Annotated in this window: 22 protein-coding genes and 1 pseudogene; 12 read left to right on the plus strand and 11 right to left on the minus strand. The window is 69.2% G+C overall.

Going from position 1 to position 24,151, the window contains the following annotated elements; translation table 11 throughout:
• Positions 1–62: 62 nt before the first annotated feature.
• The 10 genes and pseudogenes from NHN26_RS03700 (at position 63) to NHN26_RS03745 (ending at position 10,023) form a co-directional block, all read left to right on the plus strand.
• Positions 63–839: an enoyl-CoA hydratase-related protein gene (locus tag NHN26_RS03700; protein WP_253088172.1), complete on the plus strand. Its 777-nt coding sequence runs from the start codon at positions 63–65 to the stop codon at positions 837–839.
• A 271-nt stretch (positions 840–1,110) separates the two neighbouring features.
• A complete protein-coding gene (locus NHN26_RS03705) occupies positions 1,111–1,446 on the plus strand; it encodes an STAS domain-containing protein (protein ID WP_253088173.1) in 336 nt (111 codons plus the stop codon).
• Positions 1,443–1,805: pseudogene (locus NHN26_RS03710) on the plus strand (response regulator); the annotation flags it as partial. The gene NHN26_RS03705 and the pseudogene NHN26_RS03710, both read left to right, overlap by 4 nt.
• 65 nt (positions 1,806–1,870) lie before the next feature.
• Entirely contained in the window at positions 1,871–3,742 is a 1,872-nt protein-coding gene (locus tag NHN26_RS03715) for a chemotaxis protein CheA (protein WP_354595919.1), read from the plus strand.
• Complete coding sequence (locus tag NHN26_RS03720; RefSeq protein ID WP_253088174.1) at positions 3,742–4,212, plus strand: chemotaxis protein CheW; 471 nt, start codon at positions 3,742–3,744, stop codon at positions 4,210–4,212. Before NHN26_RS03715 ends, NHN26_RS03720 begins: the two co-directional genes overlap by 1 nt.
• Positions 4,213–4,214: 2 nt before the next feature.
• Positions 4,215–5,855: a methyl-accepting chemotaxis protein gene (locus NHN26_RS03725; protein ID WP_253088175.1), complete on the plus strand. Its 1,641-nt coding sequence runs from the start codon at positions 4,215–4,217 to the stop codon at positions 5,853–5,855.
• Complete coding sequence (locus NHN26_RS03730; RefSeq protein ID WP_253088176.1) at positions 5,852–6,328, plus strand: chemotaxis protein CheW; 477 nt, start codon at positions 5,852–5,854, stop codon at positions 6,326–6,328. Before NHN26_RS03725 ends, NHN26_RS03730 begins: the two co-directional genes overlap by 4 nt.
• A gap of 17 nt (positions 6,329–6,345) precedes the next feature.
• Positions 6,346–7,236, plus strand: coding sequence for a CheR family methyltransferase (locus NHN26_RS03735; protein WP_253088177.1), 891 nt, complete (start codon positions 6,346–6,348; stop codon positions 7,234–7,236).
• Position 7,237: 1 nt separating this feature from the next.
• Positions 7,238–8,365, plus strand: coding sequence for a protein-glutamate methylesterase/protein-glutamine glutaminase (locus NHN26_RS03740; RefSeq protein ID WP_253088178.1), 1,128 nt, complete (start codon positions 7,238–7,240; stop codon positions 8,363–8,365).
• The gene (locus NHN26_RS03745) at positions 8,362–10,023 is read left to right on the plus strand and encodes a hypothetical protein (RefSeq protein WP_253088179.1); all 1,662 of its coding nucleotides are present in this window, start codon (positions 8,362–8,364) and stop codon (positions 10,021–10,023) included. Before NHN26_RS03740 ends, NHN26_RS03745 begins: the two co-directional genes overlap by 4 nt.
• Positions 10,024–10,035: 12 nt before the next feature.
• Here the strand turns inward: NHN26_RS03745 and gltA are convergent, their stop codons facing one another.
• On the minus strand, positions 10,036–11,331 hold the full coding sequence (gltA, locus tag NHN26_RS03750) for a citrate synthase (RefSeq protein WP_253088180.1): 1,296 nt from the start codon (positions 11,329–11,331) through the stop codon (positions 10,036–10,038).
• Between the two features lie 86 nt (positions 11,332–11,417).
• Complete coding sequence (gene gltX / locus NHN26_RS03755) at positions 11,418–12,821, minus strand: glutamate--tRNA ligase (RefSeq protein WP_253088181.1); 1,404 nt, start codon at positions 12,819–12,821, stop codon at positions 11,418–11,420.
• A 77-nt stretch (positions 12,822–12,898) separates the two neighbouring features.
• Between gltX and NHN26_RS03760 the strand changes: the two genes are divergently transcribed.
• Positions 12,899–14,947, plus strand: a complete 2,049-nt coding sequence (locus NHN26_RS03760; protein WP_253088182.1) for a ComEC/Rec2 family competence protein — start codon at positions 12,899–12,901, stop codon at positions 14,945–14,947.
• Here the strand turns inward: NHN26_RS03760 and lexA are convergent.
• The 6 genes from lexA to NHN26_RS03790 all read right to left on the minus strand — a co-directional run bounded on the left by lexA (position 14,941) and on the right by NHN26_RS03790 (position 19,772).
• Positions 14,941–15,633: a transcriptional repressor LexA gene (gene lexA / locus NHN26_RS03765; RefSeq protein ID WP_253088183.1), complete on the minus strand. Its 693-nt coding sequence runs from the start codon at positions 15,631–15,633 to the stop codon at positions 14,941–14,943. The genes NHN26_RS03760 and lexA overlap by 7 nt on opposite strands.
• Before the next feature lie 87 nt (positions 15,634–15,720).
• Positions 15,721–16,893, minus strand: coding sequence for a molybdopterin molybdotransferase MoeA (locus NHN26_RS03770; RefSeq protein ID WP_253088184.1), 1,173 nt, complete (start codon positions 16,891–16,893; stop codon positions 15,721–15,723).
• Positions 16,890–17,369, minus strand: a complete 480-nt coding sequence (gene moaC / locus NHN26_RS03775; protein WP_253088185.1) for a cyclic pyranopterin monophosphate synthase MoaC — start codon at positions 17,367–17,369, stop codon at positions 16,890–16,892. The genes NHN26_RS03770 and moaC overlap by 4 nt, the downstream gene beginning before the upstream one ends.
• Positions 17,369–18,178 carry an indole-3-glycerol phosphate synthase TrpC gene (gene trpC / locus NHN26_RS03780; protein WP_253088186.1) on the minus strand — a complete coding sequence of 270 codons (810 nt, stop codon included), beginning with the start codon at positions 18,176–18,178 and terminating at the stop codon, positions 17,369–17,371. Before trpC ends, moaC begins: the two co-directional genes overlap by 1 nt.
• On the minus strand, positions 18,175–19,194 hold the full coding sequence (gene trpD, locus NHN26_RS03785; protein WP_253088187.1) for an anthranilate phosphoribosyltransferase: 1,020 nt from the start codon (positions 19,192–19,194) through the stop codon (positions 18,175–18,177). Before trpD ends, trpC begins: the two co-directional genes overlap by 4 nt.
• Positions 19,191–19,772 carry an anthranilate synthase component II gene (locus NHN26_RS03790; protein ID WP_253088188.1) on the minus strand — a complete coding sequence of 194 codons (582 nt, stop codon included), beginning with the start codon at positions 19,770–19,772 and terminating at the stop codon, positions 19,191–19,193. The genes trpD and NHN26_RS03790 overlap by 4 nt, the downstream gene beginning before the upstream one ends.
• A gap of 154 nt (positions 19,773–19,926) precedes the next feature.
• Between NHN26_RS03790 and NHN26_RS03795 the strand changes: the two genes are divergently transcribed.
• Complete coding sequence (locus tag NHN26_RS03795; protein ID WP_253088189.1) at positions 19,927–21,618, plus strand: divergent polysaccharide deacetylase family protein; 1,692 nt, start codon at positions 19,927–19,929, stop codon at positions 21,616–21,618.
• 19 nt (positions 21,619–21,637) lie between these two features.
• Here NHN26_RS03795 and NHN26_RS03800 read toward each other — a convergent pair whose 3' ends face one another.
• From NHN26_RS03800 to NHN26_RS03810, 3 genes are read right to left on the minus strand one after another with little or no spacing between them, the layout of a single operon-like run.
• Positions 21,638–22,381, minus strand: a complete 744-nt coding sequence (locus NHN26_RS03800) for a proteasome-type protease (protein ID WP_253088190.1) — start codon at positions 22,379–22,381, stop codon at positions 21,638–21,640.
• A 23-nt stretch (positions 22,382–22,404) separates the two neighbouring features.
• Positions 22,405–23,202 (minus strand): transglutaminase family protein, encoded by a 798-nt coding sequence (locus NHN26_RS03805; RefSeq protein WP_253088191.1) that lies wholly within the window; start codon positions 23,200–23,202, stop codon positions 22,405–22,407.
• A gap of 4 nt (positions 23,203–23,206) precedes the next feature.
• Positions 23,207–24,148 (minus strand): alpha-E domain-containing protein, encoded by a 942-nt coding sequence (locus NHN26_RS03810; protein ID WP_253088192.1) that lies wholly within the window; start codon positions 24,146–24,148, stop codon positions 23,207–23,209.
• Positions 24,149–24,151 lie beyond the last annotated feature (3 nt).

The raw sequence follows: 24,151 nt of genomic DNA on the forward strand, positions 1-24,151 counted from the left end.
TCCGCTTTCCATCCCCGCCCGCCGCGCTAGTCTGGCGGAAGGGCGAAGCGGGAGGACCGGCCATGGTCTACGAGGTGATCGACTACCGCGCGGCGGACGGGATCGGCGTGCTAGTGCTGAACCGGCCCGAGGTGATGAACGCGCTGAACACGCGGATGCGGGCCGAGATCCTGGATGCCGTGCGCCACGCGCCCGAGGATGCCCGGGTGCTGGTCATCACCGGGGCGGGGCGGGCCTTCTGTTCGGGGCAGGATCTGGGGGACGGGGCCAATGTCGCCGATATCGACCTGGAACGCACGCTGCGCGACGAATACGAACCGATGCTGCGGGCGATCTTCGATTGCCCGATCCCGACACTCGCGGCGGTGAACGGTCCGGCGGCGGGGGCGGGGGCGAATCTTGCGCTGGCGGCGGATGTGGTGATCGCCTCCGAGGCGGCGATGTTCCTGCAGGCATTCACCCGGATCGGGCTGATCCCCGATGCGGGCGGCACCTACTGGTTGCCGCGGCAGGTGGGGTTCGCGCGTGCGATGGGGGCGGCGCTGTTTGCCGAACCCGTGCCCGCGCGTCAGGCCGCCGATTGGGGCATGATCTGGGAGGCGGTTCCCGAAGAGGGGTTCGAGGCCCATTGGCGGACCCGCGCGGCGCAATTGGCCAAGGGACCCACGGTGGCCTATGCCAGGCTGAAGCAGGCGATCCGCGCCTCTTATGGCAACGACCTGGAGGCGCAATTGTCGCTGGAGGCGCAGCTTCAGGGTGCTTGCGGGGCGACGCGGGATTTCAAGGAGGGCGTTCTGGCCTTCCTGGAAAAGCGGCCGCCCCGGTTCGAGGGACGCTGAGACAGGCGCAGGCAATCGGGGCCGCCCCGGCAGCGCCCGGTTCGCGCCTTGGGGATCACGAAATGACCCTGCGCGTGCCATGCAATCCCTAAAATTTTAGCCGATCCCGCGACCTGCGGCCCGTCGGGGCGCGGGTCCGCGTCGCGTGCCGAAAGGTGGTGCGGCCGGGCCGTTCGATCAAATCGGCTGCGTTTTCCCCGCGGAGCAAATCCCGTCTTAGGGCTTCGTTAATTCGCATTTCATAGTCACCTTTTCAATCGAAAGGGGTTGCATGTCCTCTGAACTGATTGGCGATCTTTCCGGCGTGGACCTGGCCCGCGCGGACAAGATTGCACCGCGCCTGTCCGCCGGGATCGTTGCGGGCGGCGATCATCACATCGACACCTCGGACTGGATCCATTGCGATCTGACGGGGATCGCCACGCTGCTTTCGGCGCTGGCGACCGCCACGCAGCGCGGTGCGGCGCTGGCCGTCACGATGCCCTCGGGCGGGCTTGTCGCGCAACGGATGCAGGCCTGCGGGATCGACCCGGACCGGCATCTGCAGATGGAAGGGGGTCGCGCCACCGGCCTTGCCCCCAAACGAACCAAGGAAGCTGACGCATGACCAAGACCGTCCTTATCGTCGACGACTCGCCCTCTGTCCGGCAGATGGTGCGCAAGACGCTCGCGGGTGCGGGCTATCAGGTGATCGAGGCCGGCGATGGCGAACAGGCTTTGGCCGAGCTTGACCGGGCGCGGCCCGACGCGATCCTGACCGACCAGAACATGCCGCGGATGGACGGGCTGAGCTTCATCCGCAGCTACCGCACCCGCCCGGCATCGCGCGGGGTGCCCATCGTGTTCCTGTCGACCGAAACCCGCGATGACCTGCGCCAGGAGGCCAAGGCCGCGGGTGCGTTGGGCTGGATGACCAAGCCCTTCGATCAGGCGCAACTTCTGACCGTGGTGAAACGGATGGTGGGGGCAAGACCGGGGACGAGGATGCCGATGCGGTCTTTCTGGCCGAGGCGGCGGATCTGCAGGCCGCCATCGAACGCAACCTGCTGAACCTTGACGATGCACCGGATGATCGCGGCCTGATCGACGCGCTTTTTCGCGACCTGCACACGCTCAAGGGGTCGGGCGCGATGTTCGGCCATGCCGAGCTGGCGCATTTCCTGCACGGATTCGAAACCGCCTTCGAGGCATTGCGCGCGCCGGGCGGCCGGGCGGGCGCGGCGCTGATCCGCGTCGCGCTGACCGCCTGCGACCAGATCGGCGCGCTGCTGGCCGATCCGGTCGCGGCAAGCCCCGGCAACGGGCCGATCCTGGAAGCGCTGGCCGCCGCGCTGGGCGGGCAGGACGCCGCCGCGCCGCCCTCGGGCGAGGGGTGGCGCATCGTCTTCGGCCTGGGTCCCGATGCGCTGGGGCTGGGGCTGAACCTGCCCGCGCTTCTTGAGGAATTGCAGGCACTTGCGCCGGGACGGGTGCAGGTTGACTGCGATCTTTCCGAATTGCCGCCGCTTGATGCGCTGAACCCGCAGGCGCCGCCGATCCGCTGGACCGTGCTGATCGAGGCGCCGGTTGCGCGCGAGGCGATCGACGAGGTGTTCCTGTTCCTTCAGGACCAGTTGCGCCTGAGCATCGAACCGCTTGGGGATGCACCGGCGCTAGCGGCCGAGGAGGCACCCGACACCGCCCGCGCCACCCCCGAAAAGCGGGCCGCCGGGCCGGGCGATCACGCCACGATGCGCGTGGCGACCCAGCGGCTGGACGAGATCATGGACCGGGTGGGCGAACTGGTGATCGCGGAGTCGCGGCTGCACGACCTGTCGCAATCGCTGCGCGATCCCACGCTGATCGCGGTTGCCGAGGATATCCGCCGCCTTGCCTCGGGCATGCGCGAGACCACGATGTCGATCCGCATGGTGCCGATCGGGAACCTGTTCGGCCGCTTTCGTCGGCTGGTGCATGACCTGTCGCAGCAACTGGGCAAGCCCATCGAGTTCGTCTCGACCGGCGGCGAGACCGAGCTGGACAAGACCGTGATCGAGGTGCTGACCGATCCGCTGGTCCATATCCTGCGCAACGCCGCCGATCACGGGCTGGAAACGGCCGAGGACCGCGTCGCGGCGGGCAAGCCGCGCATGGGCACGGTCTCGCTGACCGCGACCCATGCCGGGGCCGAGGTGCATATCCGCATCCATGACGACGGGCGCGGGCTGAACGACGAGCGGCTGCGCGCCCGCGCCATCGAGCGCGAGTTGCTGCCGCCGGGCTCGACCGTCGCCGGTCCCGAGCTTTACCGGCTGATCTTCGAGCCGGGCTTCTCGACCGCGGCCACCGTGACCGAGCTTTCGGGCCGGGGCGTGGGCATGGACGTGGTGCGCAGCGCGATCCAGGGGCTGCGCGGGCAGATCGACGTGGACAGCGAGCCCGGCCATGGCACCACCGTCACGCTGCGCCTGCCGCTGACGCTGGCCATTGCCGACGGGCTGCTGGTCGAGGTGGGGGGAGAGCGCTATTCGATCCCGGTTTCGGCGGTCGAGGAATGCGTGGAACTTCCGCCCGACCTGCTTGCCAGCGAGGGCCGCTCGAACTTCCTCGATATCCGCGGCGATCTGGTGCCCTTCCTGCGGCTGGCCGACGTGTTCCAGACGCCCGGGCCGCGGTCGGAGTTCCAGAAGGTGGTGATCGTTTCCGGCACCAATGGCCGGGTGGGCCTGGTGGTCGACCGGATCGTGTCGAACGCCCAGACCGTCATCAAGCAGCTTTCGCGCGTCCATGCCGGACTCAAGGCGTTTTCGGGCGCGACGATTCTGGGCGACGGCAAGGTCGCGCTGATCCTCGATATCGGGCACCTGATCCTGCTGGGCCGGAGGCTTGAGGATCGGGTGCGCATTCTGGAAGGAGCCGCCTGATGCAGGTCGTGACCCTGACCCTGTCCGGCGAGACGCTGGCCGTTCCGACCCGGATGCTGCACGAGATCCTGGAACCCGTGCCGGTGACCCGGGTGCCGCGCGCCGGGCGTTTCGCCTCGGGGCTGATCAATGTGCGCGGCGCGGTGATCCCGCTGACCGATCTGCGTGTCGCGCTTGGCATGGCACAGGCGGCGCAGGATGAGCATACCCGGATCCTGGTGCTGGACGTGCCCGTGGCGGGCGAGGCGACCACGGTCGCGGTGATCGCCGACCGGGTGCTCGACGTGACCGAGATCGACGATGCCGCCATGGGCGACATCCCCGAGGTGGGCATGAAATGGCCGCCCGAATTCCTGTCCGGCATCGCCCGCACCGATGCCGGTTTCGTCATCCTGCCGGATCTCGAGCGGTTCTATGCCGCTTCGCTCGCCAATTCCGCCGGCACCCCCCAGTTCGAGAAGGACCTCTGAAAATGCGCCTCACGATCAAAGTCAAACTCGCCGCGGCCTTCGCGGTGCTCGTCGCGATGTCGGCGGTGGGGGTCGGCCTGCTGCTGGCGGATCTGTCGAACCTGAACGGGCGCCTGAACGGGCTGGTCGACAACGAGGCCAAGCGTGTCGAACTGACCCAGACGATCACCGCCGAACAATTGCGCGTGCAGCGCAACGTGCGGGAATACCTGCTGTCGGACGATGCCGCCGTCAGGGAAGAAATCAAGGCCGCCCTGACCCGCGGACGCGAGGCGCATGGCAGGCATGTCGAGGAGTTCCGCGCGCTTGCCTCCGCCGAGGGGCGGGCAGAGGTCGAGTCCTATCTTGGCATCTACGCCACGCTCAGCGCGATCTCGAGCCGGGCCATGGAACTGTCGGATGCCGGCCAGCAACAGGAGGCCTACCGGCTTCTGGCCGGCGAGGGGCAGCAGACCTGGCGGCAGATGGAGGCGATCCTGGACGGCATGTTGCAGCGCAACCTCTCGATGATGGACGAGTCCGTCGCGGCGGCGCGGGTCGAATATGAAAGCGCCCGCATGCTGGCGCTGACGCTTCTGGCCGTGGCGACGATTCTCGGGACCGGCATCGCGACCTGGATCCTGATCTCGATCAGCCGCGGGCTGAACCGTGCCAATGCGCTGGCCCGCGCCGTGGCCGATGGCGACCTGACCCAGACCGCCGAGGCGCGCGGCAATGACGAGATCGCCGATCTGCTCGGCGCGCTGAACCGGATGTCGGAAAAGCTGCGCTCGGTGGTCACCGAGGTGAACGGTGCCGCGCGCAACGTCTCGTCGGGGGCCGAGCAGATGGCCTCGACCTCGGAAGAACTGAGCCAGGGCGCGACCGAACAGGCCTCCTCGACCGAAGAGGCGTCGGCCTCGATGGAGCAGATGGCGGCCAATATCGAGAAGAACGCAGAGAACGCCAACGAGACCGAGAAGACCGCGCGCAAGGCCGCAGGCGATGCCCGCGAGAGCGGCGCGGCGGTCCGCCAGGCGGTCGAGGCGATGCAGACCATTGCCGAGAAGATCATGGTGGTGCAGGAGATCGCCCGCCAGACCGACCTGCTGGCGCTGAACGCCGCGGTGGAAGCCGCCCGCGCGGGCGAGCATGGCCGCGGCTTCGCGGTCGTGGCCTCCGAGGTGCGCAAGCTGGCCGAACGCAGCCAGAGTGCGGCGGGCGAGATCTCGTCGCTGTCGGCCAGCACGGTCAAGTCGGCCGAGATGGCGGGCGAGATGCTGGCCTGCCTCGTGCCCGATATCGAGCGGACCTCGCAGCTTGTCACCGAGATCTCGCGCTCGAACCAGGAACAGGCAACCGGCGCGAGCCAGGTGAACATGGCGATCCAGCAACTCGACAAGGTCGCGCAGGAAAACACCTCGGCCTCCGAAGAGATGTCGGCCACCGCCGAGGAACTGGCCAGCCAGGCCGAACAGCTGCAATCCGCGATCGCCTATTTCCGGGTGACCGATGCCAAGGCACCGGCCCGCGCGCCCGCGCCCGCCCGCAAGGCGCTCGCGAAGAAGGCGCAGCCGATGGGCTTCGATTTCGATCTGGGCAAGGATGGCGACGAGCTGGACGCGCAGTTCATGCGCGACTGGAAGAAAGAGAGCGCCGCATGACCGGCATCGGGCAGGTCGTGACCCTGGGCGTCGGGGAGGAACGGTTCGCCGTCCCCGTCGGCCGGGTGCAGGAAATCCTCGACCGGCGGCGGATCACGCGCATTCCCAACGCGCCCGCGCATGTCATGGGCGTGATCGACGTGCGCGGCGCGGGCGTGTCGGTCGTGGATCTGCGCGCGGTCCTGGGCCTGCCGCGCGCGGAGGATGACGACGCGACGCGCATTGTCGTGCTCTGGATCGAGACCGGCGAGCGGCGCGCGCAGGTCGCGCTGCGCACCGACCGGGTGTTCGAGGTCGCGGCCTTCGACAATGACCGCATCGAGCCGGTGCCCGAGGCGGACCTTCTGCACTGGGATCACCGTCTGGTCCGGGGCATCGGTCGGCGCGACGGCGAATTCGTCACGCTGCTGGATCTGGAGCGGCTGTTCCTGGCCTACCCGGCCGCGGCGCCCGGCAGTCCGGCCGCGGCCTGAGCCTAGGGAGGTCCGACATGGCCGCGACGATGAACGCCGAAAGCCCGGCCCCCCAAGCCGCCGTCCTGCGCCCGCAGGCTGCGGCCGGGCGCGACGCGTTCGGCCGCTTCGCGGCCTATGTCGAGGCCGAGATCGGCGTCCGCCTGCCGCCGAGCAAGCGCATGATGGTGGCCGGGCGGTTGCGCCGGCGGATGGCCGAGCTGGGCTTTGCCACGCTTGACGACTATATCCGGCACCTGTTCCGCGATGGCGCGCTTGACGCCGAGCGCACCGAGATCTTCGACGCGGTGACCACGAACAAGACCGATTTCTTCCGCGAACCCACGCATTTCCGGCATCTTTCGGACAGCGCGCTGCCCGAGGCCATCGCGCGGCGGCGTGGCACGCGCCAGCCGGTCAAGCTGTGGTCGGCAGCGGCCTCGACCGGGGCCGAGGCCTGGACGATGGCGATCTGCGCGGCCGAACATGCCCGCGCGACCGGCCCGTTCGACTGGGCGATCCTGGCCACCGACATCAATACAAGGGTGATCCGCGACGCCCGCCGCGCGGTCTATCCCGATCCGATGCTGGCCCCGGTGCCCCCCGATCTGCGGGAGCGGTGGGTGATGCGCGGCCGCGAGGGGCAGAGCGGGCAGTCGCGCATCGTGCCCGAACTGCGCCGTCACGTCCGTTTCGCGCAACTCAACCTGCTCGATGCAAGCTATCCGCTCGAGCGCGATATCGACATCGTCTTCCTGCGCAATGTGCTGATCTATTTCTCCTCGGAGGAACAGGCCCGCATCGTCGGGCGTGTGGCGGGCCATCTGGCGCCCGGTGGCATCCTGTATCTTGGCCATTCCGAGTCGATGATCGGGCAAGGCGCGGCGCTGGCCCAGATCGCACCGGCGACTTTCAGAAGGGTGGATTGACATGACAGGCACGGCCCTGAAAGACCCCGTTCGCGTGCTCGTCATCGACGACAGTGCCTCGATCCGGATCGCCTTCAAGAAGCTGATCGCCGAGGATCCGGGGCTGGAGATGATCGGGGCAGCGGCCGATCCGTTCCAGGCGGCCGAGATGATGCGCGAGCGGCTGCCGGACGTGCTGCTTCTGGATTTGCAGATGCCGCGGATGGACGGGCTGACCTTCCTGAAGAAGATCATGTCCCAGCGCCCGATGCCGGTCGTCGTGATCTCGTCCTTCACCGAGGCGGGTTCGCGCGCCTCGCTCAGGGCGCTGGAACTGGGCGCGGCCGAGGTGCTGGCAAAGCCGCGCATCGCCACGGCCGAGGACCGGCGCGAGGCCGCGATCCGTCTGTGCGACGCGATCCATGCCGCCTATCAGTCGGGCAGGGGCGCGTCCGGACGCGGGTCCAGGCGGAACGTGGCGCGGCTGCGTGCGCTCGCCCCCGGAGAGCGGTTCAGCGCCGATGTGATCCTGCCGCCCCTGGCCGCGCGTCCGGGTGCAGGCCCGCCGGTGATCGCCATCGGCGCCTCGACGGGCGGCACCGAAGCGGTGCGCGAGATCCTCGAAAGCCTGCCGGTCGGATTGCCGCCGATCGCGGTGGTCCAGCACATGCCCGAGCATTTCACCCGCGCCTTCGCGGAGCGTCTGAACGCGCTCTGCGCCATTGCGGTCAAGGAGGCCGAGGATGGCGATGTGCTGGTGCCGGGCCAGGCGGTGATCGCGCCCGGCGACCGTCACCTGGTGCTGCGCCGGGACGGCAGGACCTACCGGGTCGAGCTGCGCGCCGGACCCTGCGTGTCGCGCCACCGCCCGTCGGTAGATGTGCTGTTCCGCTCGGTCGCGCAGGCGGCGGGGCAGGGCGGGCTGGGCGTGTTGCTGACGGGCATGGGCGATGATGGCGCGGCAGGCATGGGCGAGATGCGCGCGGCGGGCGCCTGGGCCATCGCCCAGGACGAGGCGTCCTGCGTGGTCTATGGCATGCCGCGGGCCGCCGAGGAGCTGGGTGCCGTCTGCCAGACCCTGCCGCTGGACCGGATCGCCCGCGAGATCATCGCCCGCAGCGGTCGCGACGACCGCAAGGCGGCGTCGTGACCGCCGCGCTGCCCCACCCGATGCGTCCCGCGGCCCGCCCGCCCGAGGCGGCGGCGCTGGACAGCCTGCGGGCCGGGCTTGAGCGCGTATTCCTTGACGCGGGCGAGACGCTGATCGCGATGGAGGCCCGCTTCGCCGAGCTGCGCGGCCCGCTTGCCGAACTGGTCGACCGCGCGCCTTGCGTGATCGAGGCGGCGGATGGCTATGCGCGCCAGCTTGCCCGGTCGGTGGGCACGCTTGACGACGATCTGGGCCGATGCAACGGCGATCTGGACATGCTGCGCCGACAGGTCGATGCGTTGAACGCAACGGTGGCCACGATTGCGCGCAGCGTCCGGATGATGCAGTTCGTGGCGACCAATGCCCGGATCCAGGTCTTTGCGCTGCGCCCGCGCCACGCCAAGCTGGAAAGCTTTGCCGACAATGCGCGCGCGCTGCTCGACCATTCGCTGGCGACCCTGGCCGATGTGCCGGCGATCACCGTCGAACTGTCGTCCCATCTGCGCGTCCTGGCGCGGTGCCGGTTGCCGGGCCTGCGTGCCGAGGTGGCAGGGTTGCGGCCGGGATTCGAGGCGCTTTGCGGGGCGGTGGCAGGCTTTCGCGAGGACCGCCGGAACGAAAGCGCATTCGGGCGTCCGCTGGCCGAGCATCTGGACCGGCTTCAGGACGCGTTCGACGGGGTGATCGTCAGCCTGCAGACCGGGGATCGGGCCAGCCAGCGGATCGACCATGCCGGGCAGATCCACGAACGGGCGGCGTCCGATCCCGACGCGGGCTGGCTGGTCGGTCTTGCCGATGCGCAGCTTGCCGGCGCCTTTGGCGATCTGCGCGACGAGACCGCGACGATAACCGCGACGCTGTCGGCCAGTGTCGCACGGTTCGACGAGATCGCCGGCACGGGAGGAGCCGGATCGGTGGAGCGACGGCTGCGCGCCTTCGCGGATCTGCGCGCCGAAGTGGAGCGCGGGCGCCTTGCCGTCGAGGCCATTCGCAGCCGCCGCGAGGCGGTGCTTGCATCCGCCGGGTCGGTGATGGGCAACATGGCCGATCTGAGGCGGGTGCTGGGGGATGTCTCCTCGCTGGCGGAGGATTTGCGGCTTGTGGGCACGAATGCGGTCCTGGCCTGCGCCGAACTTGGCGACGAGGGTGCGGCGCTGCGCGAGATCGCGGGCCAGTTGCGCCTGCTGGCCTCGGATTCTGCGGCGCAGTTGCGCGAGATGCGGGATGCCCTGAGCGTCAGCGACGCGCGGATCTCGGACCTGATCGGAGAGCTTCAGGGCGGGACCGCCCGGACCATTGCCGGGATCGAAGCTGCGGGCGCGGCGGTGGCCGGCGATCTGGACCGGGTCTGTCAGGCCGGGCGCATCGTGACCGATGGAATCGCGGCCCTTGCCGCGTCGCTGCATGCCACGCTGCCCGGAACCTGCGAGGCGATGCAGGCGCAGGTGGCGCGCCTTGCCGATCTTGCCGGATCGCCCGGTGCGGCCGCGCCACTCTCTGCGGGTGCGGATCCCGACGCGGTGCTCGCCCCGTTCTGGCTGCTTTATTCCATGGAGGCCGAGCGCGAGATCCACCGCGATTTCTGCCGCAGGCTCGGGCTTGCCGAGCCTGCCGAGGTCAGCGCCGGGCCGCCCGAGGCGCTTGACATCTTCTTCTGACGGCGGGGCGGCTCAGCGGTCCTCGACATCGACGTAATCGCGCCGGGTCGGACCGGTATAAAGCTGGCGGGGACGGCCGATGCGCATGTTGGGATCGGCGATCATCTCCTTCCACTGCGAGATCCAGCCCACCGTGCGGCTGACCGCGAAGATCGGGGTGAACATCGAGGTCGGGAAGCCCATCGCGTCAAGAATGATGCCGGAGTAGAAATCGACATTCGGATAGAGCTTCTTCGACACGAAATACTCGTCCTCGAGCGCGATCTTCTCCAGTTCCATCGCGACCTTGAGGGTTTCGTTGTTCTCGATGCCCAGAAGTTCCAGCACCTCATGGGCCGATTGCTTCATCACCTTGGCGCGCGGGTCGAAATTCTTGTAGACCCGGTGGCCGAAGCCCATCAGGCGGAACGGGTCGTCCTTGTCCTTGGCGCGGGCGACATATTCGGGGATGCGCTCGACCGTGCCGATCTCGCGCAGCATTTCCAGACAGGCCTGATTCGCGCCGCCATGGGCCGGGCCCCAGAGGCAGGCGATGCCGGCGGCGATGCAGGCAAACGGGTTCGCCCCCGAGGAAGACGCCAGGCGCACCGTCGAGGTGGAGGCGTTCTGCTCGTGATCGGCATGCAGCGTCAGGATGCGGTCCATGGCGCGGGTCAGGATCGGGTCGACCTCGTATTCCTCGCAGGGCACGGCAAAGCACATGCGCAGGAAGTTCGAGGCATAGTCCAGGTCGTTGCGCGGATAGACGAAGGGCTGGCCCACCGAATACTTGTAGGCCATCGCCGCGATGGTCGGCAGCTTGGCGATCAGCCGGATCGAGGCGACCTCGCGCTGCCAGGGGTCGTTCACATCGGTCGAGTCGTGATAGAAGGCCGACATCGCGCCCACCACGCCCACCATGACCGCCATCGGGTGCGCGTCACGCCGGAAGCCGGTGAAGAAACGGTGCATCTGTTCATGCACCATGGTGTGGCGCGTCACCCGGCTTTCGAAATCCTCAAGCTGGGCGGCGGTCGGCAACTCGCCGTAAAGCAGCAGGTAGCAGACTTCGAGATAATGCGATTTCTCGGCAAGCTGGTCAATCGGATAGCCGCGGTGCAGCAACTCGCCCAGATCGCCGTCGATGAAGGTGATCGAGCTTTCGCAGGACGAGGTCGAGGTGAAGCTGGGATCGTGGGTGAATACCCCCATCTTGCCGTAAAGCTTGCCGATATCGACAACGTCGGGGCCTGCCGTCGGGTGCAGGACCGGCAGATCTATCGACTTGTCCCCCAGGGTCAGCGTCGCGGTTCTGGTGCTCTCGGCCATGGATGTCCCTCATTTTCATCGAGAGACCGGGCCGCGTTCCCTGCGGCACGGTCGGTGGCGTGCGCGGGCATCGGGCCGTTTCAGCCTCAGCCCCGGGTGTCAGCCAGCCGGGCGAGCGTTTCGTCGCGGCCGATGACCAGCATCATGTCGAACACGCTGGGCGAGACCGTCCGCCCGGCCAGCGCGGCGCGCAACGGCGCGGCAAGCTTTCCGAGGGTGGTTCCATGCCCCTCGGCCAGTTGCTTGACCGCCGCCTCAAGAGCGTTGCGGTCCCAGCTAGCATTTTGCAAGTGCGGCGTCAATTCAGACAGTATACCACGGGATACATTATCCAGCGCCTGCGCCGCCTTCTCGTCCGGGACAATGGGGCGTTCGGCAAGGACAAAATGCGCCTTTTCAAGAAGTTGCGGGAATGTCTTGAAGCCGCCTTTCAGCAGCGGCAGGGCCTCGGCCAGACCCGCCTCCTGCCGCGCAGACAGGGCGGGCTGGCCGGTGGCGTCCAGAAAGGCCTTCAATTCGTGCAGTAGCGCAGCATCCTCCATCGCGGCAAGGTGCTGGCCCGACAGGTTCTCGAGTTTCCGGAAGTCGAAGCGCGCGGCAGAGCGGCCGATTCCCTCCAGTCCGAACCAGGCCTGCGCCTGGGCATCGGTGAAGAACTCGTCATCGCCATGGCTCCAGCCGAGCCGGGCGAGATAGTTGCGCATCGCGGCGGCCGGGTAGCCCATCGCGCGGTATTCCTCGACCCCCAGCGCGCCGTGGCGCTTCGACAGCTTCTTGCCGTCCGGCCCGTGGATCAGCGGGATATGCGCCCAGATCGGGACCGGCCAGCCCATCGCGTGATAGATCTGCATCTGGCGGGCGGCGTTGTTCAGGTGGTCGTCGCCCCGGATCACATGGGTCACGCCCATGTCGTGATCGTCCACCACCACCGCCAGCATGTAGGTCGGCGTGCCGTCCGAGCGCAGCATCACCATGTCGTCGAGCTGGTCATTGCCGATGGTCACGCGGCCCTGCACCGCGTCCTCGATCACGGTCACGCCTTCGCGCGGGGCCTTGAGCCGGATCACGAAGGGCGCATCCGGGTGACTGGCGGGGTCGGCGTCGCGCCAGGGGCTCTGGAACAGGGTCGAGCGGTTCTCGGCCCGGGCGGCCTCGCGGAAGGTCTCGATCTCGTCCTGGGTGGCGAAGCATTTATAGGCATGGCCCGAGGCCAGCATCTGATGCGCCACCTCGGCATGGCGGGGGGCGCGCTCGAACTGGCTGACCGGGTCGCCATCCCAGTCGAGCCCGAGCCAGCGCAGCCCGGTCAGGATCGCCGCCGTCGCCTCGGGGGTCGAGCGGGCGCGGTCGGTATCCTCGATCCGGAGCAGGAAGCGCCCGCCGCGGCCGCGCGCGAAAAGCCAGTTGAACAGCGCCGTGCGCGCCCCGCCGATATGCAGGAAACCCGTGGGCGAGGGGGCGAAGCGGGTGACGACCTGCGTCTCGGACATGCGCCTTAACCTTTTGTTCATCATGATGGAGATAGCGTTGCCGCCTGTCTAGGAGATCGTCCGGGAGAGGACAAGCGGTGGGGGTGCTCGGCGCGCTCGAGGTCCGCAGGGGCCATCTTTTCCCCTGGGTGCCGGTCCTGCTGGCGCTCGGCATCGGGGCCTATTTCGCGCTGCCGGTCGAGCCGCCCGTCTGGGTGCTGGCGGGCCTTGCCTGTTGCGGGCTGGTCCTGCTGCTGGCCGCCCGGAAGGGGCCCGAACGCCGGGGGCCGGTGCTGGTCGCGCTGGCGCTGGTGGTCCTGGGGCTGTCGCTGGCGGGTGCGCGGGCGCATATGGTCGCCGCGCCCAAGCTCGATTACCGCTATTACGGCGTGGTCGAGGGGCGGGTGGTGGCGCTTGACCGCTCGATGTCGGACGCGCCGCGGATCACGCTGGATCGGGTCTGGCTGGAGCGTGTGCCCGCCCATCGCATTCCCGAACGGGTGCGCGTGTCGCTGCATGGCGCTGCGGGCCTGACCGATCCCGCACCGGGCACGCGGATCGCGATGATGGCGCATCTGTCGCCGCCCTCGGCCCCGGCGGAGCCCGGCGGCTTCGACTTTCGCCGCCATGCCTGGTTCGACCGGCTGGGCGCGGTCGGCTATGCGCGCAGCCCGGCGGTGGCGCTGGACCCGCCCGAGGGGGGGCTGACGCTTGTCGTGCAGCGGGCGCGGATGGCGCTGTCGGGGGCGCTGCGTGCGCGTATCCCGGGCGATCAGGGGGCGTTCGCCGCCGCGATCCTGACCGGCGACCGCTCGGCGATCTCGCGCGATGCGTTGCAGGCGCTGCGGGATTCGAACCTGGCGCATCTTCTGGCGATTTCCGGGCTGCATATGGGGCTGTTGACCGGGGTGGTCTTCGCCGCGCTGCGCTTTGGCCTTGCGCTGATCCCGCCGCTGGCCTTGCGCCTGCCGACCAAGAAACTGGCGGCAATCGGGGCGCTGGCGGCGGGTGCGGTCTATCTGGCGCTGTCGGGGGGGAATGTCGCGACGGAACGCGCCTATGTGATGGTCGCGGTGGTGCTGGTCGCCGTTCTGGCCGATCGCCGCGCGCTGACCCTGCGGGCGGTGGCCATGGCGGCGCTGATCATCCTGGTGATGGCGCCGGAAAGCCTGACCCAGGCCGGGTTCCAGATGTCCTTTGCCGCGACCACGGCCCTGATCGCCGTCTTCGGGGCGCTGCGCGAGATGCCGGACGGGCGCTGGCGCCCGCCGCGCTGGCTGAACGCCGTGCTGGGGGTGGTGATTTCCTCGGCGGTGGCGGGGGCGGCCACGGCGCCGTTCGGGGCGGCGCATTTCAACCAGATGTCGCAATATGGGCTGCTTGCGAATGTGATTTCCGTGCCGCTGATGGGGCTTCTGGTCATTCCCGCGGCGGTCGTGGCCGCCTGTCTTGCGCCTTTCGGGCTTGCGGTGCTGGGGCTTGAACCGATGCGCTGGGGCATCGCGTGGATCCTCGGCGTGGCAGAGTGGGTCGCGGGGCTGGAAGGCGCGGTCTGGCCGGTGGTGACGCCGGGGCCCGCGGTGCTGCCGATGATCTCGCTGGGCGCGCTGTGGGTGATCCTGTGGACGGGCAGGGCCCGGCTGGCGGGGCTGGTGCCGATGTTGCTGGCGCTGGCACTGTGGTCACAGACAGACCGGCCCGCGCTGCTGATCGCCGAAAGCGGCGGGCTGGTGGGCGCGCTGGGGCCGGAGGGGCGGGCCTTGTCGAAACCGTCCGGAGAGGGGTTCGTCGCGGGATCATGGCTTGAAAACGATGGCGACCGGATCACGCAGGGCATGGCCTTCGAGCGGCCGGGGCTGGACGGTGCGCGGGGGCTGCAGGTGGCCGAGGTTTCGGGCGGCCGGTTCATCCTGGTCACCGGGCGCGGCTGGGCCGAGCGGATCGCGCCCGCCTGTGCCGAAGGCTGGGTGATCGTGCCGCAGATCGTTGCCGATGCGCCCGAAGACTGCCGCCTGCTCGACCGGCGGGCGCTGGCGCGCAGCGGCGCGTTGGCGGTCTATCCCGGAAGCGATGGGCCGCGGCTGGTCGCGGCGAACAGGGCCGAACGGGTGTGGACGGCCCGCCGCGGGCCGCCGCTGCGTCAGTAGCTGCGGATCAGTCCGACAAGGCGGCCCTGCACCCTGACCCGGTCGGAGGGCAGGATGCGCGTTTCATAGGCCGGGTTCGCGGCCTCCAGCGCGATCATGTCGCCCCTGCGGCGGAACCGTTTCAGCGTCGCCTCCTGGTCATCGACCAGCGCCACCACGATCTCGCCATTCTCGGCGCTGTCCTGTTCGCGGATCACAACCACGTCGCCGTCATTGATGCCCGCCTCGATCATCGAATCGCCCTTGACCTCCAGCGCGTAATGCCGCCCGCGCCCCGAGAGCATGTTGCCTGGCACCGCGACATGGTGCGAGACATGGGAAATCGCCTCGATCGGCGTGCCCGCCGCGATCCGCCCCATCAGCGGCACCTCGAGCGCGCCCGCGGATTCCACACCCATCGCGCCGGGCGGCGGGGCGGGCGGCGGGCCGTCGCCCTCGATCACCATGGGCCGGAAGCCCTTGGCCTCCAGCGCCTCGGGCAGGCGGACGATCTCGATGGCGCGGGCGCGATGGGCCAGACGGCGGATGAAGCCGCGTTCCTCAAGCGCCGTGATCAGGCGGTGGATGCCGGATTTCGAGCGCAAGTCCAGCGCCTCCTTCATCTCGTCGAAAGAGGGCGGCACGCCGTCGCGCTGCATGCGCTTGTGGATGAATTCCAGGAGGTCGAGTTGCTTGCGGGTGAGCATGGGACATCCTCGCCATGGGGATCGTTCCCGCATGTTCTAGGCATGTTCACGTTTTGTGTCAAGTTATCCCGGCGCAAACCGGTCCGGTCAGAGCGGCAGGTATTCCACCGCCTCGCCCACGCGGCGCGGCCCGTCGCCGGGGGGGCGCACGATCAGCGCGTCGGCTTCGGAGAGGATCGTCAGAAGCGCGCTGTCCTGGCGGTCGAAGGGGGCTATGCCGTCCGCGGTGATCCGGGCGCGCATGTAATGTTCGCGCGGGCCGTTGGCGTCCAGATCGCAGGCCAGCCGGGCGGTCCGGCGCGGGGCGGGGGCTTTGGGCAGGCCCTGCATCACGCGCAGCACCGGCAGCAGGAACAGCGTCGCGCAGACCAGCGCCGAGACCGGGTTGCCGGGCAGCCCGATCATCGCCGCCTTGCCCATCCGGCCCGCCATCAGCGGCTTGCCCGGCCGCATCGCGACCTTGTAGAACGCCTGCTCCATGCCCAGACCGGCGGCCACCTTGCCGACAAGGTCGTGATCGCCCACCGACGCGCCGCCGATGGTCACGATCAGGTCGGCCCCCTCGGCCAGCCCGAAGACGGTTTTCAGCGAGGCCTCGGTATCCCGCGCGATGGGCAGAAGCCGCCCGATGCCGCCCTCGGCCTCGACCATGGCCTTGAGCCCGAAACCGTTGGACGCGACGATCTGATCGGGGCCCGGCACCTCGCCCGGCATCACCAGCTCGTCGCCGGTGGCGATGATCGCGACATCGGGGCGGCGGTGGACGGGCAGGGCGGGCAGGTTCATCGCCGCGGCCAGCGCCAGATCGGCCGGCCGCAACCGGCGCGGCGCGCTCAGGGCGTCACCTGCGGCGAAATCGGCGCCAGCGGGGCGGATATTGGTGCCGTGGTCCAGTCGGTCGCCTAGCGTGATCCGCTCGCCCGTGCGGGTCAAATCCTCCTGGATCACGACGCGCGCGGCGCCTTGCGGGACGGGGGCGCCGGTGAAGATGCGCACCGCCTGCCCGGGGGCAAGCGTGCCGCCGAATCCCTCGCCCGCGCGAGAGGTGCCGATCACGTCCAGCGTGGCGCCGGGCCGGGCATCGGTTTCGGCGATGGCATAGCCGTCCATCGCCGAGGTGTCGAAGGGCGGCTGGGTCAGGCGGGCGGCGACCGGGCGGGCCAGCACGCGGCCCGCGGCCTCGGCCAGCGGCACCTCCTCGATGCCGGTCGGCGCGACCAGGGCGCAGACCCGGGCAAGCGCCTCCTCGACCGAAATCATTCCTGCGCCTCGTAGCGGCCGGATTTGCCGCCCTCCTTGAGTGTCAGGCGGATCCCGCCGATCTCCATGCCCTTTTCGGCGGCCTTGAGCATGTCGTAGACCGTGAGCGCCGCGACCGAGACGGCGGTCAGCGCCTCCATCTCGACGCCGGTCTGGCCGGTGGTCCGCACGGTCGCGGCGATGCGGATGCCGGGCAGGGCGGGATCCGGGGCCAGGTCCAGCGCGATGCGGGTGATCGGCAGCGGGTGGCAGAGCGGGATCAGCGACGCGGTCTGCTTGGCGCCCATGATGCCCGCCAGTCGGGCAACGCCCAGGACATCGCCCTTGTCCGCCCGGCCTTGCCGCACGATATCAAGGGTTTGCGAGGTCATTCTTACCCATCCTTCGGCCACCGCAAGCCGGACGGTCACGGGCTTGTCGGACACGTCGACCATATGGGCATGGCCCTCGGCGTCGAAATGGGTGAGTCCCGCCATCACTGAAGGCCCATCGAGGGGTTGGCCAGCAAGGCGCGGGTCGCCGCGGTGACATCGGGCTGGCGCATCAGGCTTTCGCCGATCAGGAAGCTGCGAACGCCGTAGCGCGCCATGTCGGCCAGATCGGCGGGGCTGTTCAGCCCGGATTCGCTGACGATCTGGCGGCCCTCGGGCACCCGTCGGGCAAGCTGGCGCGTTGTCTCAAGAGAGGTCTCGAACGTATTGAGATTGCGGTTGTTTATGCCGATCAGAGGGGATTTCAGATTGCAGGCGCGGTCCAGTTCCCCGGCGTCGTGGACCTCGATCAGCGCATCCATGCCCCAGCGCAGCGCGGCGTCCTCCAGTTCTGCCGCCTGGGCATCCGAGACGCTGGCCATGATGATCAGGATGCAGTCCGCCCCCAGCGCGCGTGCCTCGGCGACCTGATAGGGGTCATACATGAAATCCTTGCGCAGGCAGGGCAGCTTGACGGCGCGATGCGCCTGGGTCAGGTAGTCCTTCGCACCCTGGAAGGACGGCGTGTCGGTCAGCACCGACAGGCAGGTCGCCCCGCCCGCCTCGTAGGCCCGGGCCAGTTCGGGCACGTCGAAATCCTCGCGGATCAAGCCCTTGGAGGGGCTGGCCTTCTTGATCTCGGCGATCAGGCCATAGCCCTCTCGCGCGGCCCTGTGCAGCGCCTTGGCAAAGGGGCGGACGGGCGGCGCGGCCCGCGCGTCGGCCTCGACGTCGGACAATGGGAGGGCGGCCTTGTCGGCGGCGATCTCGTCCAGCTTGTAGGCCTTGATGCGATCGAGGATGGTTTCGCTCATGTGGGCTCCGAGGTGATCTGGGCAAGCGCCTGCACCTTGGCCCGGGCCTGGCCGCTGTCGATGCTTTCGGACGCCATTTCAACGCCTTCTCGCAGGGTCTTTGCGCGGTTTGCGACGAGAAGGGCGGCGGCGGCGTTGTAGAGCACCGCGTCGCGATAGGCGGACGGTTCGCCATCGAGCAGCGCGGCGAAGGCGCGGGCGTTGTGTTCGGGCGTGCCGCCGAGAATGTCCTCGAACGGATGTTCGGGCAGGCCGGCCTCGTCGGGGTGAAGCTCGCGTTCGGTGACCTCGCCGCCCTCCAGCATGGCGACGAAGGAGATACCCGAGATCGACAATTCGTCGGTGCCGTCGCCGCCATGGACAAGCCAGGCGGCTTCGGATCCGAGCGCGGCCAGCGTCTCGGCCATCGGGCGGATCAGCGTCCGCGAGAACGCGCCAGTCAGTTGCCGCTTGACCCCCGCGGGGTTGGTCAGCGGTCCGAGGATGTTGAAGATCGTGCGCGTGCCCAGTTCGGCGCGGGTCGGGCCGACATGGGCCATCGCGGGGTGGTGCATGGGCGCCATCATGAATCCGATGCCGACCTCTTTCAGAGCCTTTTCAACGATTTCCGGGCCGACCATCACGTTGATGCCCATCTGGGACAGGGCATCCGCCGCACCCGATTTCGAGCTGAGATTGCGGTTGCCATGCTTGGCCACCGGCACGCCCGCGCCTGCCACCACGAAGGCCGTGGCGGTCGAGATGTTCAGCGTGCCCTTGCCGTCGCCGCCCGTTCCGACGATGTCCATGGCACCTGCGGGGGCGGTGACCTTGCGGCATTTCGACCGCATCACGGCGGCGGCGGCGGCGAATTCGTCCACCGTCTCGCCCCGCGTGCGCAGCGCCATCAGCAGGCCGCCGATCTGGCTGGGGGTCGCCTCGCCCTCGAACAGCGCCTCGAACGCGACCCGCGCCTCCTCCCTTGTCAGCGGGCGGTCGGCGGCGATGCCGATCAGCGGCTTCAACTCGTCGCTCATGCCGGTTCCTTCACCGTTTGCAGGAAGTTGCCCAGCAGCGCGTGACCATGTTCGGACGCGATGCTTTCGGGATGGAACTGCACCCCGTGGATCGGCAACGTGCGGTGGCGCAGGCCCATGATCGTGCCATCGGCAAGCCAGGCATTCGCCACGAGGCAGTCGGGCAGGGTTTCGCGCTCGACGATCAGGGAATGGTAGCGCGTCGCGTTGAAGGGCGAGGGCAGGCCCGCGAAAACGCCGGTGGCGTCATGCTCGATCCGGCCCATCTTGCCATGCACGATCTCGCCCGCGCGCACGACGCGGCCGCCGAATGCCTCGCCGATGGTCTGGTGGCCGAGGCAGACGCCCAGCAGCGGCGTTGCGGTCTCGGCAGCGGCGCGGGTCAGCGCGAGGCAGATCCCCGCCTGCGCCGGATCGCAGGGGCCGGGTGACAGGATGATCGCGGACGGGTTCAGCGCCATCGCCTGCTGCACGTCCATCGTATCGTTGCGCACGACGCGCGTCTCGGCGCCCATCTCGCCCAGGTAATGGACGAGATTCCAGGTGAAGCTGTCGTAATTGTCGATCAGTAGCAGCATGGTCGCGCCAGAAGCGAAAGAGGGTGAACCCGGGTGCGGGTCGGGCTATACATGCTCAGAGCGGTGCGCCCCGGTCAAGGGGCGGCAGTGCGGGCAAATCCCGCGCGAGGCAGAAGGCAAGAGGCGCAAGGCCAAAACCCTGAAGGAGCACGGCATGGGCAGGGGACTGTTCGGCGGGATTGTCTGGGGCATCGTCCTGAGTGGCTTGGTGCTGGTCGTGCTGGCGCTGGTCGGCCCGCCGCCGACCCGGCCGGGCGAGGCCCCGGTGCCGCCGATGGCCGGCCGCCCCGAGGCGCCGCCGTCGCAGACAAGACCGCCCGAGGCCGCACCGGAAACCGCGCCGCCCGCCGCTGCGGAGCGTCCCGGCGCCCTTGCGCGCCCCGAGCCCGCCCGTGCGCCCGCCACCGATATCGAGCTTCCGCCCGGATCGGAGTTCAACCGCAGGCCGCCCGACCGCGAGGCCAGCCTGCCCAGCGCCGATGAAGGCCGCCGCGGCGCGCCGCCCGTGCGCGGACCGGATGCGGGGGGGGCGGCAATCGAGTCGCCCCGGCTTGACACCGCGCCGGGGGCGGCGCCCGCGCCGGTGACCTCTGGCCCTGACGGGCTGGCGCCGCCGCTCTCGGCCGAAGCGCCGCCCGATTTCGCCGCGGACGAGCCCGTGCAGACAGCCCCCGGCGCGACCGCGCCGCTGGCCGTGCCGCCGGAACGCGACGACATGGCCGTGACCGCGCCGGACGTCCTGGCCGAGGTGACGGCCGGGGCCGGTGACGGAGAACCTGCCGCGCAGGACGCCGTTCCGGCGCCCGGCGATGGCGACGCGCAGGCCGCTACGGATGCCGGGGGGGGCATGCGCGACCCCGTCGAGCCTGCGCAGCCACGCATCCGCCCGCTGCCCGTGCTGCCGGAAAGGGCGGAGGGCGGCGACGTCGGGATGACCGGCATGCAGGCCGAGGCCCCCCCGGACAGCCCGCCGGGCGGCGCGCTGCGCGTTCCGGCCCCCAGCGGCGGGATCGAGGCCCCCGATATCCGCACCGGCCGGTTGCCGATGGTCGGCACCGCGCCGCCCGAGACCGCAGCCGATGCCGCCCAGCCGCCGGAAGCGGCGCAGGAACCGGCAGAGGACGGTGCCGAGGCCGCGGAGGCCAGCCCCGGGGCCATGCCGCGCGAGGGGCTGGGGGCGCTGGCCCGCAACGCGGTGCCGTTCCAGCCCGCCGCGGACCGCCCGCTTTTCTCGGTGATCCTGATCGACGCGGGCGAAGAAGGGCTCGACCGCGCGGCGCTGATGACCTTTTCCTTCCCGGTGACCTTCGCGGTCGATCCGAACCGCCCGGACGCGGATGAGGCGATGGCCGCCTATCGCGCGGCGGGCTACGAGGTGGTCGCGCTGGCCACGGGGCTGCCGCAAGGGGCGACGCCCGGCGATCTGGAGGTCGCGCTGGCCGCGCAGCAAGGGCTGCTCGACCGGGCGGTGGCGGTGATGGATGTGGCCGGGGCGGGGTTCCAGGACGACCGCGCGCTGACCGCGCAGATGGTGGCCTTTGCCGGAGAGACCGGGCATGGGCTGGTGACCTATGACCGCGGGCTGAACAGCGCGGCGCGGCTGGCGGGCCAGGCAGGTGTTCCGCAGGCCACGGTGTTCCGCATGCTCGACGAGGACCGCCCCAACGCCCCCACGATCCGGCGCATCATGGACCGCGCGGTGTTCAAGGCCCGCCAGGACGGCCATGTGGTGATGGTCGGGCACAGCTATTCGGACACGGTGACCGCGCTTTATTCATGGGCGCTGGAGGCCGAGGCCGAGGCGGTCACGCTGGCGCCGATCTCGGCGGTGCTGCGCCGCCGCTGAGCGGGCTTGCGGCGCCGCGTCAGCCCCCGGCGTCTAGCTCGAAATCGGGCAGGCTGTCCAGCGCGGTCTTCAGCGCCTCGCCCCAGCCTGCCGAGATCGCGTGATAATAGGGGTCGCCCGCCGCGATCCGAAGCTGCGGCTCCAGCGTCAGGCTGCCCGCGCGGTAGAGTTGCAGGTCGAAGGGCGGGCCGACCGAGAGGTTCGCCTTGACCGTGCTGTCGAAGCTGACCAGCAACAGCTTGATCGCCTGTTCGAACCCCATCGTCCGGTCATAGGCCCGCACCAGGATCGGGCGGCCATATTTCGTCTCGCCGATCTGGAAGAACGGCGTGTCGGCGCCGGCCTCGATGAAATTGCCCTCGGGATAGATCAGGAACAGCCGCACCGGCCCGCCCTTGATCTGCCCGCCCAGAATCAGCGTGGCGTTGAAGGTGCCTTCGGCGCGCTGGCCCTGGGTGCCGGGCTGCGCGATCACGCTGCGCAGCGTGTCCGCCACGAGGCGGGCGGCCTGGAACATCGAGGGCACCTCGTTGATCGAGGGATCGCGCTCGCCATGGGCCTTGGTGCGCTCGTCCAGCAGGCTGACCACGGCCTGGGTGGTGGCCAGGTTGCCCGCCGTCATCAGCATCAGCACCCGTTCGCCCGGCACCTGCCAGGTGAAGAGCTTGCGGAAGGTCGAGATGTTGTCCACCCCCGCATTGGTACGGGTGTCGGCCATCATCACCAGCCCCCGGTCCAGCATCAGCCCGACGCAATAGGTCATTGCCCGTCCCGTTTCCCGCGCGGCTATTGCTGCGCCACCTCGATCTCGACCGACAGGGCCTCGCCCGCGCCGCCGATCCGCGTGCCCCGGACCGGGGCCGCCTCGTCATAGTCCAGCCCCGTGGCGACCCGGACATAGCGGATGTCGGGCGAGATGCCGTTCGAGACGTCGAAGCCGACCCAGCCCAGCCCCTCGACATGGGCCTCGGCCCAGGCGTGCATCGCGTTCTGTTCGACACGGTCGTCCATCCGCAGATAGCCCGAGACATAGCGCGCCGGAAAGCCCATTTCGCGCGCGCAGGCGGTGAAGACATGCGCATGGTCCTGGCAGACGCCGCGCCCCTCGGCCAGGGCGTCCTCGGCGGTGGTGCCTGCATCGGTCGAGCCCAGTTCGTAGGACACGGCGCCGAGGATGATCCGCGACAGCTCGTGCAGGCGTGCGAGACCGGTCTCGCCCGTGACCTCGCGGATCAGCGCCCGGCAGCCCTGGCCCGCCCGGGTGCGCGGGGTCGCGCGGCGGAACAGCCAGAGCGGCGCGGGGCCGCGATGCGCGCCCACGATGCCGTGGGTCTCGACCAGATCGACCTCGCCCTCCGAGCGCACGACCAGTTCCGTGGCGTCGCGCTCGAAGCTGAGCAGTTCCACGGTATTGTGGTTGTGATCCTCGAAGGAGAGTTCCTTGCGGCCGCCCTCGACCGTGGTGGTCCAGGCGATCACGGTCTGCTGGTGGCTGGATTTCGGCGTCTTGCGCAATTGCTGCAACCCGTAGGTCACCGGGTTCTCGAAGCGATAACGGGTGGTGTGGCGGATCCTCAGGCGCATGGGCTCACTCGTAGAACCTGTAGTCGATCTCGATCTGGTGGCCCAGCGCGGCGAGCGCGGCGAGGATGTCCTGCAGGTATTCGTGCAGGCCGTATTCGAAGATCGAGTCGATGTCATGGGACATGAAGCGGCGCACCAGCGTATCCACCTGCGCGTGACAGGGATGACGCAGCCCGTAATCGGAGGCGAGATAGTCCAGGTTGTCGCGGATCTTGGAGATAGAGAATTTCAGGCTGCGCGGCATCCGCCGGTCGAGAATCAGGAAGCGCGCGATATCCACGGAACAGGCCTGGTTGCCATGGACCATGCGATAGCCCCCGCGGGCCGAGACCGAGCGCAGGATCGTCTCCCACTGGACATTGTCGATCGAACTGCCCACCGAGTTCACCGAGGGCAGCAGCACATAGTATTTCACGTCCAGGATGCGCGCGATGTTGTCGGCGCGTTCCAGATAGGTGCCGATGCGGGCGAAGTTGAAGATGTCGTTGCGCAGCATCGTGCCCTGTGTCGTGCCGCGCACAAGGGCGGTGTGCTGCTTGATCATGTCGATCACGGCGGGCAGGTCGCGTTCGTTGACCTTGCGGGCCAGCCGCTCGCGCACCTGCATGTAGCAGCGGTTCATCGCCTCCCAGACGTCATGGGTCAGCGCGGTGCGCACCAGCCGCGCGTTCTGCCGCGCCGCCGAGATCGCCGAGAGCACCGAGGACGGGTTGTCCTTGGAGCGCAGCATCCAGTCGATCGCGGCTTCCTTGGTGACCTCGTCATGGCGGGACAGATAGCCATCCGCCACGCCCGCGGTCTGCATGATCGATAGCCATTCGCCATCCGAGCTTTCCAGCCGGGTCAGCGCGATGCGCTGGCCGGTCTCGACCAGGCGCGAGATGTTCTCGGCCCGTTCGAGATGGCGATACATCCAGAACAGCCCGTTTGCGGTCTTGCCCAGCATGCG

Source organism: Rhodovulum tesquicola (assembly GCF_024128855.1).
Classification (GTDB): Bacteria; Pseudomonadota; Alphaproteobacteria; order Rhodobacterales; family Rhodobacteraceae; genus Rhodovulum; species Rhodovulum tesquicola.

Bases quoted from the DNA above. Each gene is read 5' to 3' on its own strand.
- NHN26_RS03790 (WP_253088188.1), bottom strand. From the start codon at position 19,772: ATGCTGCTACTGATCGACAATTACGACAGCTTCACCTGGAATCTCGTC.
- NHN26_RS03800 (WP_253088190.1), bottom strand. From the start codon at position 22,381: ATGACCTATTGCGTCGGGCTGATGCTGGACCGGGGGCTGGTGATGATG.
- NHN26_RS03725 (WP_253088175.1), top strand. From the start codon at position 4,215: ATGCGCCTCACGATCAAAGTCAAACTCGCCGCGGCCTTCGCGGTGCTC.
- gltX (WP_253088181.1), bottom strand. From the start codon at position 12,821: ATGTCCGAGACGCAGGTCGTCACCCGCTTCGCCCCCTCGCCCACGGGT.
- gltA (WP_253088180.1), bottom strand. From the start codon at position 11,331: ATGGCCGAGAGCACCAGAACCGCGACGCTGACCCTGGGGGACAAGTCG.
- NHN26_RS03740 (WP_253088178.1), top strand. From the start codon at position 7,238: ATGACAGGCACGGCCCTGAAAGACCCCGTTCGCGTGCTCGTCATCGAC.
- lexA (WP_253088183.1), bottom strand. From the start codon at position 15,633: ATGCTCACCCGCAAGCAACTCGACCTCCTGGAATTCATCCACAAGCGC.
- NHN26_RS03810 (WP_253088192.1), bottom strand. From the start codon at position 24,148: ATGCTGGGCAAGACCGCAAACGGGCTGTTCTGGATGTATCGCCATCTC.
- trpC (WP_253088186.1), bottom strand. From the start codon at position 18,178: ATGAGCGAAACCATCCTCGATCGCATCAAGGCCTACAAGCTGGACGAG.
- NHN26_RS03735 (WP_253088177.1), top strand. From the start codon at position 6,346: ATGGCCGCGACGATGAACGCCGAAAGCCCGGCCCCCCAAGCCGCCGTC.
- NHN26_RS03705 (WP_253088173.1), top strand. From the start codon at position 1,111: ATGTCCTCTGAACTGATTGGCGATCTTTCCGGCGTGGACCTGGCCCGC.
- NHN26_RS03720 (WP_253088174.1), top strand. From the start codon at position 3,742: ATGCAGGTCGTGACCCTGACCCTGTCCGGCGAGACGCTGGCCGTTCCG.
- NHN26_RS03770 (WP_253088184.1), bottom strand. From the start codon at position 16,893: ATGATTTCGGTCGAGGAGGCGCTTGCCCGGGTCTGCGCCCTGGTCGCG.
- moaC (WP_253088185.1), bottom strand. From the start codon at position 17,369: ATGGCGGGACTCACCCATTTCGACGCCGAGGGCCATGCCCATATGGTC.
- NHN26_RS03795 (WP_253088189.1), top strand. From the start codon at position 19,927: ATGGGCAGGGGACTGTTCGGCGGGATTGTCTGGGGCATCGTCCTGAGT.
- NHN26_RS03700 (WP_253088172.1), top strand. From the start codon at position 63: ATGGTCTACGAGGTGATCGACTACCGCGCGGCGGACGGGATCGGCGTG.
- NHN26_RS03805 (WP_253088191.1), bottom strand. From the start codon at position 23,202: ATGCGCCTGAGGATCCGCCACACCACCCGTTATCGCTTCGAGAACCCG.
- NHN26_RS03730 (WP_253088176.1), top strand. From the start codon at position 5,852: ATGACCGGCATCGGGCAGGTCGTGACCCTGGGCGTCGGGGAGGAACGG.
- trpD (WP_253088187.1), bottom strand. From the start codon at position 19,194: ATGAGCGACGAGTTGAAGCCGCTGATCGGCATCGCCGCCGACCGCCCG.